13 protein-coding genes are annotated in these 12971 nt (G+C 64.4%); 8 read left to right on the top strand and 5 right to left on the bottom strand.

Translation table 11 applies throughout. From position 1 onward, the window contains the following. A partial coding sequence (locus tag PMI42_RS25555) for an AMP-binding protein (RefSeq protein ID WP_008139451.1) occupies positions 1–1178 on the bottom strand: 1178 nt, incomplete at its 3' end. 249 nt (positions 1179–1427) lie between these two features. Here PMI42_RS25555 and PMI42_RS25550 point away from each other — a divergent pair. Then, entirely contained in the window at positions 1428–2510 is a 1083-nt protein-coding gene (locus PMI42_RS25550; RefSeq protein WP_008139449.1) for a SecDF P1 head subdomain-containing protein, read from the top strand. A gap of 262 nt (positions 2511–2772) precedes the next feature. Next, positions 2773–3579, top strand: a complete 807-nt coding sequence (locus PMI42_RS25545) for a Crp/Fnr family transcriptional regulator (protein ID WP_008139448.1) — start codon at positions 2773–2775, stop codon at positions 3577–3579. A 7-nt stretch (positions 3580–3586) separates the two neighbouring features. On the opposite strand, the gene PMI42_RS25540 is transcribed toward PMI42_RS25545, so the two are convergent. Both PMI42_RS25540 and PMI42_RS25535 read right to left on the bottom strand, forming a co-directional pair. Beyond that, positions 3587–4228: a glutathione S-transferase family protein gene (locus tag PMI42_RS25540; RefSeq protein ID WP_008139446.1), complete on the bottom strand. Its 642-nt coding sequence runs from the start codon at positions 4226–4228 to the stop codon at positions 3587–3589. Positions 4229–4393: 165 nt separating this feature from the next. Then, positions 4394–4945 carry a cytochrome b gene (locus PMI42_RS25535; protein WP_008139444.1) on the bottom strand — a complete coding sequence of 184 codons (552 nt, stop codon included), beginning with the start codon at positions 4943–4945 and terminating at the stop codon, positions 4394–4396. 173 nt (positions 4946–5118) lie between these two features. On the opposite strand from PMI42_RS25535, the gene murI reads away from it, so the two are divergent. The 6 genes from murI to PMI42_RS25505 all read left to right on the top strand — a co-directional run bounded on the left by murI (position 5119) and on the right by PMI42_RS25505 (position 10306). Beyond that, entirely contained in the window at positions 5119–5916 is a 798-nt protein-coding gene (gene murI, locus PMI42_RS25530) for a glutamate racemase (protein WP_008139442.1), read from the top strand. 61 nt (positions 5917–5977) lie between these two features. Continuing rightward, positions 5978–6751 (top strand): HpcH/HpaI aldolase family protein, encoded by a 774-nt coding sequence (locus PMI42_RS25525; protein WP_008139441.1) that lies wholly within the window; start codon positions 5978–5980, stop codon positions 6749–6751. A gap of 69 nt (positions 6752–6820) precedes the next feature. Beyond that, on the top strand, positions 6821–7204 hold the full coding sequence (locus PMI42_RS25520; RefSeq protein WP_008139440.1) for a cupin domain-containing protein: 384 nt from the start codon (positions 6821–6823) through the stop codon (positions 7202–7204). A gap of 106 nt (positions 7205–7310) precedes the next feature. Then, positions 7311–8078, top strand: a complete 768-nt coding sequence (locus PMI42_RS25515; RefSeq protein ID WP_008139439.1) for a hypothetical protein — start codon at positions 7311–7313, stop codon at positions 8076–8078. Between the two features lie 197 nt (positions 8079–8275). Continuing rightward, positions 8276–8893, top strand: a complete 618-nt coding sequence (rpsD, locus tag PMI42_RS25510) for a 30S ribosomal protein S4 (RefSeq protein WP_008139436.1) — start codon at positions 8276–8278, stop codon at positions 8891–8893. A gap of 345 nt (positions 8894–9238) precedes the next feature. Continuing rightward, entirely contained in the window at positions 9239–10306 is a 1068-nt protein-coding gene (locus tag PMI42_RS25505; RefSeq protein ID WP_008139435.1) for a threonine aldolase family protein, read from the top strand. A 110-nt stretch (positions 10307–10416) separates the two neighbouring features. Here the strand turns inward: PMI42_RS25505 and PMI42_RS25500 are convergent, their stop codons facing one another. Then, entirely contained in the window at positions 10417–11682 is a 1266-nt protein-coding gene (locus tag PMI42_RS25500) for a serine hydrolase domain-containing protein (protein WP_008139432.1), read from the bottom strand. Position 11683: 1 nt separating this feature from the next. After that, positions 11684–12970, bottom strand: coding sequence for a serine hydrolase domain-containing protein (locus PMI42_RS25495; RefSeq protein ID WP_008139430.1), 1287 nt, complete (start codon positions 12968–12970; stop codon positions 11684–11686). Between the last annotated feature and the right edge of the window lies 1 nt (position 12971).

Below are 12971 nucleotides of genomic sequence, written 5' to 3'. Positions count from 1 at the left end.
TAGGGCATCGGCAGGCCGACCGAGCCGAGCCGGATCGGCCGGCTGGGATAGGCCAGCGTGTGCACGCTCGATGTCTCGGTCATGCCGTAGACCTCGACCACCGGCAGCTTGAGCTTCTCCTGGATCGCCGAACCGACGGCGACAGGGATCGCCGAGCCGCCGCCTGCGGCATATTTCAAGCTGGAGATGTCGGCAGTGCCCGGCGGCACCGCAAGCGTTGCGGCCAGCACCGTCGGCACGCTCGACAGCGCCTCGGGCTTGAAGCGCTCGACCAGCCCCCAGATGTTCTTCACTGAATTCGGATTGCGCCAGCCGCTCGGCGAGAGCACGACCAGCGAGCCGCCGGCCGACAACGTCAGCAGCACCTGTGTCAGCGATCCACCGACGTGAAACAGCGGCATGCCGAACAGCATGTTGGCGCCCGGTTTCGACTTCAGCAGCAGATTGAGCGCCCAGGCCTGATAGACCTGGTTGGCATGGGTGTGCCGCACCAGCTTCGGCGTACCGGTGGTGCCGCCGGTGTGGAAATAGGCGGCGATGTCGCTGCCGAGAATCTTGCGCCCGCTGACAAGCCGGTCGGAGGGCTGCTGCTTGATCAGATCATTGAAAGCAAAGATGCCCTTGGCGGGGTCGCCGCCGCCGAACACCTGCACGATCGCCTTGAGATGTTTCAGTTGCGGGCGGATCTGCTCGACCTTCTGCCAGATGTCGGTGCCCGGCATCGGCCCGAGCGCCACCAGGATCTTGGTATTTGCGGCCTCCAGGATCTCGGCGATCTGGTGCGGCTCGAGCAGCGGATTGACGGGATTGGCGATGCCGGCGGCTTCCGCGCCGAACAGCGTGACGAAGGCATCCGGCACCAGCGGCAGCATGAAGCTGACGACGTCACCCTTCTCGACACCGAGCGCGTGAAACATGTTGGCGGCCTGCGTGACGCGGCCGATGAAATCGCGATGGGTCACCACCAGCGGCGTGTCTGCCGGATCGGCGTTTTGCAGGAACTGGATCGCCGCGCCGTCGGGATTGCGCTCAGCACCGAGCCTGATCGCATCATAGGTGCTCTCGGCCGCGACGCGGTCCGCGTAAGGGACCTGCTCGAAGGCCCGCACCTCTTCGTCGGTCGCCAATTCCGGATAGTCGTTGCCGATCAGCCGATCGAGCGCGTGGATGCCCGCCATGAAATTTCGTCCTCCCTCAGATGCACTTCCCCGCCCCCTGTCTTTTGACATTTTGGTTCGGCGAGGCCTCGACCGATTGGCCGGCCGAGCGCGGACAGAATGATGCATGATCGGACGTTCGTCCATGGTCCAACGGTTACGATGGTAGCGCCGGGCTGTGACGCCTTTGAACCTCCGCGCCCGATCGGGGGACCAAGAACAGGCATTGGGCCCGCCTGCCAGCGTCCTGCCGCAAGACTTGAGGTGATCATGACCACGCCCCTGCGGCACCGCGCCACTCGGCTGATCGCCGCGCTCGCCATCGTCGCGGCGATAACCCTGCCCCGCGCGGCGCTCGCCGAGGACAGCCAGCTCGACAAGATGCGCGCCAGGATCGCCGCCTTCATCGGCGACAAGATGGAGAAGCTGGGCGGCTCGCGCATCATCTACAAGGTGGACACCGACGGCTTGCGCGAGAACGTCGTCACGGACTTGCGGGACGACGTCTACAAGACCCTGCGCGAGGGCAAGGTCGCCTTTTCCGGTCTCGCGATCCGTGACGGCGGCGTTGAGGTGAAGATCGCGGACACCAAGGGCCGCGACGAGCTGAAGCGCAAGCTCGCCTCGGCCGCGGAGGGATTGCCATCGCATGCACTCGCAGTGACCGACGGCGGCGACGGACTGGTCAGGCTCAAGCCGACCGATGCCGCAGCCGCCACGGGGCTGCATGAGCTCGTCGAAGACAGCATCGCCATGATCGAGCAACGCCTCAAGGATGCCGGCATCAGGCTCGCCAGCGTCCAGCCTGACGGGACGGACCGCATCCGCATCTTCTTGCCTGGCATGATGGAGTCCGAGCGCGTGACCTTGATCTTCGCCACGAAGGTCAAGGTCAGCTTCCGCCTGGTCGACCTCTCGATGCCCGCGGAACAGGCCGGGCTGGGTACGCCGCCTGCGGGCTCCGAGGTCCTGTTCGGCTTCAAGGACAAGCGCCCCTATCTGGTCGCCAGGGACAGCGCACTCGATGGCGACGACATCAGCTATGCGGGCCCGGGCTTTGCGAGCGGCACCAAGGACCCGATCGCCACGTTCCGCTTCAATGGCCGCGGCACGCGGCGCTTTGCCCACATCACCGAGGAGAACATCGGAAAGCCCTTTGCCATCGTGCTCGACGGCCAGGTGATTTCCGCTCCCGTGATCCGCGAGCCCATCACCGGCGGCTCCGGCCAGATCTCGGGCAATTTCACCCTGGAAGAAGCGAGCAGCGTCGCCATGATGCTGCGCGCCGGCTCGCTGCCGGGGCACCTTGGCCTCGTCGAGCAGCAGGTGATCCAGCCCGCCGCCAAACCCTGAGGCGGAGATCGGCCCGGACCCGCCGCATCGGGCGCCAAGGTCGGTCCACGGCGGCGAAACCCCACCCCTGGGGGTGCCGAATCACGAGCCGCGCCGAGCCATACGCACAACCGGCGGGCAATTGCCGAAACGCCCGATCAGGCTAAAATTTGCCTCTTGCGGCGTGGCGGCCGAAGGCTTCATTTCAGGCGGTCGTCATTCGATTTCGGCTATATGTCGAGCATACCGACCAGGACTGAAGGCCTTACGCGGGGTTAGTACCATGCCGTCCGGCAGCGCAGACATCTCGTCGATCCTCGACCGCATTCTCGATGCGGCGACGGACAATCTAAGGATCGCAAAGATCCTGGTCCAGATGGGCCTCGATCCCAACAATGTCACCTATGACGCGATCTTCAATCGGATGCTGGAGATCTTCGTCAGCAACATCACGCTCGCCAATATGTTCGCCGCGGTCGGCGCCGGCTTCTTCGTCGCCACCCTCCTGATGCGGACGATGGTGCCCCTGCGCGTCGCCAACATGGTCGGCTGCGCCTTCTTTGCGGTCTTCGGCGCGCTCTCCGCCAACGTCTCGACGTTCCTGCTCTATCTGCTGCTGCTACCGATCAACGCCCTGCGCCTGCGGCAGATGCTCAAGCTGGTCAAGAAGGCGCGACATGCCGCCGAGGGCGACATGTCGATCGAGTGGCTCAAGCCGTTCATGACCGAACGCAAATATCGCCGTGGCGACACGCTGTTCAAACTGGGCGATCCCGCCAAGGAGATGCTCCTCACGGTCACCGGCAAGTTCCTCGTCAAGGAGATCAGTGTCGAGATCGGGCCCGGCGCGCTGATGGGAGAGCTCGGCTTCCTTACGCCGGACAACCGCCGCACCGGAACGATCGAATGCATCGAGGACGGCCAGGTGCTGACGATCACCTATGACCGCCTGCTCGAGATCTACTTCCAGGATCCGCAGTTCGGCTATTACTTCCTGGTGCTGACCAGCCAGCGCCTGCTGCAAAACATCGACCGCCTGCAGAAGCAGCTCAACGCGGCACGCGCGCCCACCACCAACCGGATTGCGTGATCGCGGCTCAGCTCAGGAGCAGCGCCATGCCCGGATCGCCCTTCTCCATCGCGCGCCGGTAGGCCGCTCGCTCCCCAATGCGGCCGAGATACTTCATTACATTCGGACAGCGCTGGAGATCATAGGGCTGGAAGTAGCGCATCGTGGTGAGCGAAAACACCGTCATGATATCGGCGGTCGTGAAAGCGCTGCCCGCAAGATACTCGGCCTCGCCAAGCCTTGCGTCGAGAAGATCGTAGGCCCGATCGAGGCGTCCCTTCATTGCGAGCAGGGTCCGATTGTCCTTGGCGAGATCGAGCCGGCTCAGGATCATCATCCGCCCCATGCCGGGTTGCAGGGTGCCATTGGCGAAATGAAGCCAGTACAGAAATTGCGCGAAGGCGGGATCATTGGGACCGAGCACGAGTCGGCCGTTGCCATATTTTGCAACGATGTAGTCGACCACGGCACCCGATTCCGCGAGCACGAGATCGCCGTCGGTGATGACGGGCGCCGCCCCGATCGGGTGCAGCGCCTTGTAGTCGGGCGGCGCCAGCATCGTCATGGAATCGCGCGCATAGCGCTTCAGCTCGTAGGGGATATCAAGCTCTTCGCACAGCCAGACGATGCGCTCGGACTGCGACTTGCCGAGATGGTGAACAGTGAGCATGGCGTCTCCTTGGCAAATGACTCCGGCGATTGCGCCGCGTGTGTTTTTCGTGATGCTGCATCATACTCCGTCATTGCGAGCGCAGCGAAGCAATCCAGGCTGACTCAACGGAAAGATTCTGGATTGCTTCGCTGCGCTCGCAATGACGATGTGGAGAGACCGAGCCTACCCCACCTCGTCCGTCACCATCCGCGCCACCACGCGGTCGCGGCGGATGAAGTGGTGCCAGAGGGCGGCGGCGACGTGAACCACGATCAGGGCGAGCAGCACATAGGCAAAGAGGATGTGACGGTCCTCATAGGCCCCAGCCGCCGCTTTGTCCGGAGAGGTGAATTGCGGCACGTTGAACAGGCCGAAGAAGTCCGAGTAATTGGGCGTGCGCGCACCGGAATGCGCCCAGCCCAGCATCGCGACCACGATCACGACGAGATAGAGCGCGCCGTGGCTGACATGGGCGGCGATCTTCTGCCAGCGCGATGTCTCGGGGGGCATGGCCGGCGTCGGGTTGATAGCGCGCCAGGCCAGCCGCAGCACCGTGAGCAGCAGGATCAGATAACCGATGTCGGCATGGATCGAACGGTAGAAGAAGCGGTCGGGGCGCGCGGGGATGTGGTTCATCCACCAGCCGAAGCCGATCATGCCGATAATGGCCAGCGCCAAGACCCAGTGCAGCCAGCGGGAGACGCTGCCCCAGCCGTTACCGGTGTTTCTGATCATGTCGGCTCCCCGGAATTTTGCGGATATGGCCCCGTCCGCACTGCAACATCCCTGCTGATAGCGGGAACATACGGCAATCGTGAAATTGAATCGTTCCAAACTGGCGCCGGACGGCCCAGCCGCAAAACCGCCCCAAAAACCGAATGGTAACCATGACGGGCTAGGGTAACGACGTGACAGACTCCCCGACGATCCTGGTGTTCGATTCCGGCCTTGGCGGGCTCACGGTGCTCCGTGAGGTCGTGGCCGCGCGCCCGGACGCGCATTACGTCTACGTGGCCGACGACGCCTTCTTCCCCTATGGCCACCACAGCGAGGACGAGATCATCGCCCGCGTCGTGCCGCTGATGGGTGAGCTGATCGGCACGCATGATCCTGACCTTGCCGTCATCGCCTGCAACACGGCGTCCACTTTGGTCCTATCTCACTTGCGCACCGCTTATTCCCTGCCCTTCGTCGGCACGGTGCCGGCGATCAAGCCGGCCTGCGCGCAGTCGAAGACCCGCCGCGTCTCGGTGCTCGGCACCAAGGGCACGGTGAAGCGCGAATACACCAAGGCCCTGATCCGCGACTTTGCGCAGGGCTGTGAGGTGACGCTGGTGGGCTCGCCCGAGCTGGCCTCGCTGGCTGAAGCGGAGCTCGGCGGCCATCCGATCAGCGACGGCGATATCCTCGCCGAGCTTGCGCCCTGCTTCGTCGGCGATGCGGCCGACGCAACGTCGCGCACCGACACGGTCGTGCTCGCATGCACGCATTATCCGCTGCTGCTCGACCGGATGAAGAATCTGGCGCCCTGGCCGGTCGAATGGATCGACCCGGCCCCCGCCATTGCCCGCCGCGTCTCGGATCTGCTCGGCCGGCACAGCGGCGGCATCGCGCAGCCCGGCGCCGAGATGATCTTTACCTCGAACCGCGTGCATGGCCTCAATGCCACGCTGACGCCGTTCTTCGGCGGCCGCGCAGTGGCCTGACCTTGCGCCGCGACGGCGCGCTGCTAGGCTTCGCCGTCGTCATCTCTTCGCAGGTTTTCCCATGCCGGTCCCCGCAATGCCGCTCAATCGCCTCCGCCAATTGTGGAGCGAAGGCCGCCCCGCCTTCGGCGCGATCGCAACCATCCCGAGCGTGCAGCTGGTGCAGATCATGGCGCGCTCGCTCGACTGGATCATCGTCGATCTCGAGCATGGCCCGATCGGGCTCACCGAAGCGCATGCGATGATCGCGGCGACGACCGGCACGCCGTGCACGCCCCTGGTGCGGATCGCGGCGAACGAGCCGTGGCTTGCGAAAGCGCCGATGGACATCGGCGCCTTCGGCATCAACTTTCCGATGATCACCAACCGCACTGATGCCGAGAAGGCGGTGCGCAGCGTGCGCTATCCGCCGCGCGGCGATCGTCTCTGGGGTCCGTTCCACGCGCCGTTTCGCTGGGGCCAGTCGATGCCGGATTACATGGCGTCGGCCGACGACGAGATGATCTGCATGATCACCATCGAGCATGTCGAGGCCGTCAACCGCATCGACGAGATCATGGCGACGCCGGGCATCGACGTCGCGGTGATCGGGCCCGGCGATCTTGCGACATCCATCAACAAGCGCGGCCAGATGGACGATCCGGAATTGCTGGAGCTGGTCGCCCGCGCCGAAGCCGGCATCCTCAGAAGCGGCGTGCCGATCGGCGGCGTCGCCCGCACCGCCGACCAGGCCAACGCCCTGGTCGACCGCGGCTACCGCGCAATCGCACTCGGCTTCGACTGGTCGCTGTTCCAGCGCGGTATCATGGCCGCGTTCGACGGCATCAAGCGCTGAACAGGCCGATTGCCACCTTGCCGGGAACAGCGGCGCTGCTAGGGTCGGCCGTTCCAGGGAGGAAAAACCATGCTCAAAAAGACTTTGCTCGCTCTCGCCTTCACCGGCCTTGCCGTTGCGGCCTTCGCCCAGCAGACCGGTATCAAGCGGACCCCCTTGCAGAAGGTCGAATTTCCCGACGGCTACAACACCATCACCGCCATCGCCGAGGTCCCGGCGGGCGGCTCGGCCGGACGCCATACCCATCCGGGAATCGAGACCGGCTACGTGCTCGAAGGGGAGCTCAATCTCCTCATCGACGGTCAGCCGGAGAAAACCCTGAAAGCCGGTGATTCCTACCAGATCCCGGCGGGCGTCGTGCACGACGCCAAGGCTCACGGCGATAAGGCTATGAAAGTGCTCGGCGTTTACGTCGTCGACAAGACCAAGCCGCTGGCCTCGCCGGCGCCCTGATGCGGCGAACCGACCGGCCCCAAGCGGGTTGGTTTCATGCTAGAGCGGGCGGCGAGCGGGAACCCGCTCGCCGCACATATTTTCATCAGCGGGAACCGAAAAACCGATGCGCGGGACGCCCAAGACCATTTCGCTGCCGCGCCGCCTGATTTGCGACCTCATGCGCGCGTCGATGGACGTGCCGTTCGTCTCGCTGTCCCGCTCGCTCAATATCCGCCCCCTGCTGGAGGCCCGCGCCGGCGCGATGGCGCCCGCCGGCTGGGCCGCGATGTTCGTCAAGGCCTTCGCCCTGGTCGCCAGGGACGAGCCGGTGCTGCGCACCGTCTACGCCAAATGGCCCTGGCCGATGCTCTACGAGCTGCCGAAGAGCGTAGCGCTGGTGGCCATTGCCCGGATCGAGGATGGCGAGGAATGCGTGATGCCGCAGCGAATCGCGGCGCCTGAGGTCATGACGCTGGCTGCGGTCGATGCCGAGATCCGGCGCGCCAAGACGGCGCCGATCGACGACGTCCCGATGTTCCGCAAGATCATGCGGGCGACCCGCCTGCCCTGGCCGCTGCGGCGCCTGTCCTGGGCAATCGGGCTGAATTTCGGCCGGCAACGCGGCAACTGGTTCGGCAGTTTCGCGGTGAGCTCGGTGGCCGCCTATGGCGGCGGCGAGCTGCATCCGGTCACCCCCGGCCCGTTCATCGTGAGCTATGGAGTGGTCGAGCCCGACCAGACCATCCATGTCGTGATCCGCTGGGACCACCGGGTCACCGACGCTGCCCCCATAGCCCGGGTCCTGACCCGGCTGGAACAGGTCCTGAACACTGAAATCGCTGCCGAATTGCGTGCGGCCGGGTCAAAGCCGATCCGGGCGGTCGGGACGTGATTCCGGGCCATTCGCATTGACAGCGAACCCCAAACTCCCCTAAAAGCCGCCTGCTCGCGGGCCGATTTCGGCCCGCGAAGCGTTTCGCGACCCGTGGTCCTGTCCCTTAAGCTTTGGGGATCGGACCTGTCAGTGCCGGGCTAGCCCGTCACACAGGAGGGCGCGTTTCCTCAAACCATGCAACCGAAGAGGACGCGATGACTAAGCGCAGTGAGGCGAAGTACAAACTCGATCGCCGTATGGGCCAGAACATCTGGGGCCGCCCGAAGAGCCCCGTCAACCGCCGCGAATATGGCCCCGGCCAGCACGGCCAGCGCCGCAAGGGCAAGCTCTCCGACTTCGGCGTGCAGCTGCGCGCCAAGCAGAAGCTGAAGGGCTACTACGCCAACATCTCCGAGCGTCAGTTCCACGGCATCTATGTCGAGGCGAGCCGCCTCAAGGGTGACACCGGCGAGAACCTGATCGGCCTCCTGGAGCGTCGTCTCGACGCGGTCGTGTACCGCGCCAAGTTCGTCTCGACGATCTTCGCCGCGCGCCAGTTCATCAACCACGGCCACGTCAAGGTGAACGGCCGCAAGGTCAACATCTCGAGCTACCAGCTCAAGGTCGGCGACGTGATCGAGGTCAAGGAAGCCTCCAAGCAGCTCGCCCACGTGCTCGAAGCCAGCCAGCTCCCCGAGCGCGACACCCCCGACTATCTCGAAGTCGACCACGGCAAGATGACCGCGAAGTACATTCGCATCCCGGCTCTCTCCGACGTGCCGTTCCCGGTGCAGATGGAGCCCCATCTGGTCGTCGAATTCTATTCGCGCTGATAATTGCAGCATCGACATTCAAAGGCCCCGGTTTTCCGGGGCCTTTTTGTTTGGTAGCATGCCATCGATGTCTCGCATGGCCGACCAATTCGCCAATATTCTGCTTTCGGCAGCGCCGACTGAAGCTGAGCTTCGAGCGTGGAAGGCCCTCTCCCGCGACGAGCAGATCTGCCGATATCGGGGGCTGTTTGCTCAGCCCGATTGCAATATCTTCACGGCGGCACGTCAGACGACATCCTCCTCGCCGCGCGAGAGCGCGTCGCTCAACGTTCTCGTGGCTAGTACAGGTCATCGGGACACGCACGCAATACGTCGCAATTGTTCGACCAGATGACGAGATCAGCCATGCTGTACACGCCTCCCAAGATCGATCCCAAGGCGCCGCCGGTGCGCATCAACCTGTTGTCGGACACGCAGACCAAGCCGACGGCTGCGATGCGCGAGGCGATGGCGCGTGCCGAAGTCGGCGACGAGCAGGTCGGCGACGATCCGACCGTGAATGCGCTGTGCGAGCGCGTGGCCGATCTGCTCGGCAAGGAAGCCGCGGTCTATATGCCCTCGGGCACGATGTGCAACGTCACTGCGACGCTGGTGCATTGCCGGCCCGGCGACGAGATTCTGGCGCATGAGACCGCGCATATCATCGCCCGCGAAGGCGGCGCGCATGCCGCGATCGGCGGCTTCCAGGTCACGCAGCTCAAGGGCCCCGACGGCCAGTTCACGCCGGAGACGTTCCGCAAGGCGCTGCATCCGCGCACGCGCTACCAGCCGCCGCAGACGGTCGTCAGTGTCGAGCAGACCGCCAATATCGGCGGCGGCACGATCTGGAAGAAGGCAGCCCTCGACGAGATCGTCGCGATCGCCAGGCAGCACGGCCTCGTCACCCACATGGACGGCGCGCGCCTGCTCAACGCCACCGTCGCGAGCGGCATCTCCCCGCGCGACATGACGGCGGGCTGGGATTCGGCCTGGATCGATTTCTCCAAGGGCCTGGGCGCGCCGATCGGCGGCGTACTTGCGGGCTCGCGCGCCTTCATCGACGCCGTCTGGCAGTGGAAGCAGCGTCTCGGCGGCTCGATGCGGCAGGCCGGCGTCTGCGCGGCCGCCTGCATCTACGCGCTCGACCATCACGTCGACCGCCTCGCCGACGACCACGCCAATGCGCGCGCCCTCGCCCGCGGGCTGTCGCAGATCGCGGGCGTCGAGGTGCAGGAGCCCGAGACCAATCTGGTGTTCTTCAAGCCCGACGGTGCCGGCATTGCCGGCGACAAGATGGTCGCGGCGCTGCGCCAGCGCGGCGTGACGCTCGCCATGATGGACGGCCGCATCCGCGCCTGCACCCATCTCGACGTCAATGCGGCCCAGGTCGAGGAGACGATCGGCTACATCAGAGAGATCGTGCGCGGGGCGTAGGATTCAGCCCCGTAGCCCGGATGGAGCGCAGCGTAATCCGGGATCTCTCGGGCTGGGTTAGAAAGTCCCGGATTGCGCTGCGCTCCATCCGGGCTACGAGCAGACCAGACTCACCGCCCCATTGCCTGATAGATCAGCGTCTTCAGCGCCAGCTGAATCCGGCCGCGTTGCGACGGCGTCTGCACCATGAATATCCCGAACAGATCGTCCTCGGGATCGATGAAGAAGAAGGTGCCGCCGACGCCGTCCCAGCGATATTCGCCAAGCGGCCATGATGTCCCTGACGGTACCGACGTGCGCACGGCGAAGCCGAGACCAAAGCCGGAACTGCCGCCCGGATAATAGTTCTGGTCGCGCGCGATCTTCGTCTCGGGCCCGATATGATCCGACGCCATCTGCGCGATGGTTTCGGGCTTGAGATAGCGGCGCCCCTCATAGCTGCCGCCGTTGAGCAGCATCTGCGTGAAACGGGCGTAGTCGCCGACCGTGCCGACGAGGCCCCCGCCACCGGATTCCCATCTCACGGGCCGCCTGATATCGCGAACCTCCGTCGTCGGATTGATGTTGCGATCTCCAGGCATCGGCTCGGCAATGCGCGGGAATTTGGCGGGATCGGCGACGAAGAACGCCGTCTCGGTCATGCCGAGTGGAACCAGCAGCCGCTCCTTCTCGAACTGGAGCAGCGTTTTTCCCGAGATCAATTCAACGACGCGGCCGAGCACGTCGGTGGCGTGGCCGTAATCCCATTTCGTGCCGGGCTGTTCGGCGAGCGGCAGCGCGGTGATCTTTGCGACGAACTCGGCATTGGTCGAGTCTCCGTTGTTGAAGAGACCTGCATCGGCATAAAGCTTGTTCACCAACTCCCCGCCGTAATAACCGTACGGCAGCCCCGCGGTGTGGCGCATCAAGTCCTTGATCGTGACCGGGCGGTTGAGCGGCTCGAGCTCCAGCGAAACCTTGCCGTCCTCGGCCTTCTTCTCGACGCCGACCTTCATCCCGCCAAAGGCCGGAATGTATTTTGCGACGGGATCGTCGAGCGAGAGCTTACCCTCCTCGACCAGCATCATCGCCATCACCGACGTGATCGGCTTCGACATCGAATAGAGGCGGAAGATCGTATCCGCGCTCATCGATATCTCCGTCGCGACATCACGGACGCCGAAATTCTCGTAATAGACCGGCTTGCCATGCTGCTGCAGCAGCAGAATGGCCCCCGGGATCTTCCCGGTCGCGACCTCGTTCCGGATATAGTCGGAGACTCTCGCCAGCCCCTCGGGCGTGAAATTGCGGGCACCGCGCTCCTCGGAGCCCGCCTTCGCGCCAATGGCGCCGAACAGAAGGACGAGCGCCGCGAACAGCGCGCGGCGCCCGCTCATGTCAATTCTCCATGGCTTCATAGACCAACTGCTTCAATGTCCGCTGCACGCGCTGGCGCTCGGTCGGTGTCTGTTCGAGCAGGACGAAGAACATGTCCTGCTTGGGGTCGATGACGAAATAGCAGCCGGAAGCCCCGTCCCACTTCAATTCCCCGAGATCGCCGGGCGGCGGCGGTTTTGCATTGCCGGGGTCGGTGCGGACGGCAAGGCCGAGACCGAAGCCGAAACCGTCACCGGGGAAGTAGAAATAGTCGCGATCGACGCCGGACGTCGGGCCGATCTGGTCGGTCGTCATCAGCTTGAAGGTCTCGGGCTTGAGAATGGTCTTGCCGTCGAGAGAACCGCCGTTGAGCAGCATCTGCGCAAAGCGCTCATAGTCAGCCATGGTCGTGACCATGCCGCCGCTGGCGAACTGGATCTTCTTGACGACCGTCGGATCGTTGATCCGGCCGACGCGGAAATCCGCGTCATTCGGCACCGGCTGCGCCAGCAGCTTCTGTTTCTCCGGGTCGGTGACGAAGAAGCCGGTGTCGACCATGCCGAGCGGACCGAGCAACTTCTCCCGTTCGATATCGATCAACGGCTTGCCGGCTGCGATCTCCATCACCCGCGCCAGGATGTCGGTGGAATGGCCGTATTGCCAGAGCGCGCCCGGCTGGTTGTGCAGCGGCAGCTTGGCGATGCGCTCGGCGAACTCGGCGAGGTCGAAATCGCCGGCGTAGATGTTGGCGTCGCGATAGGCCTTCCGCACCAGGCTGTCGCCGTAGAAGCCATAGGTGACGCCGGAGGTATGGCGCATCAGGTCGAGCACCGTCATCGGCCGCGTGGGCGGCACGAGCTCGAGCGACTTGGTGCCGTCATCGGCCTTCTTCTCGACGCCGACCTTCACATTGGCGAAGGACGGAATGTATTTCGAGACGGGATCGTCGAGCTTGATCTTGCCGTCCTCGATCAACTGCACCGCGACGACGGACGCGATCGCCTTGCTCATCGAGAACAGGCGGAAGATCGTCTTGTCGGTGATCGGCGCCTTGCTGACCACGTCCTGCACGCCGAAAGCTTCGCGGAAGACCGGCTTGCCATGCTGCTTGATCAACACGGTCGCGCCGGCGATCTTGCCGGTCGCGACCTCGTTCTTGAAGAACTCGCTGATCCTGGCAAGCTTGTCCTGATTGAAATGCGCGCCGGCTGGAATCTCGTAAGTGCCCTCCGCGCACGCGAGCGAGATCGCACTGAGCGAGACCAGCGCGCCGCAAACAAATGAACGCAGTCCAGAATATAAGATCATA

Source organism: Bradyrhizobium sp. YR681, assembly GCF_000282615.1.
In the GTDB taxonomy this organism is placed as follows: Bacteria; Pseudomonadota; Alphaproteobacteria; order Rhizobiales; family Xanthobacteraceae; genus Bradyrhizobium.
This window is presented reverse-complemented; position numbering and strand designations above follow the sequence as displayed.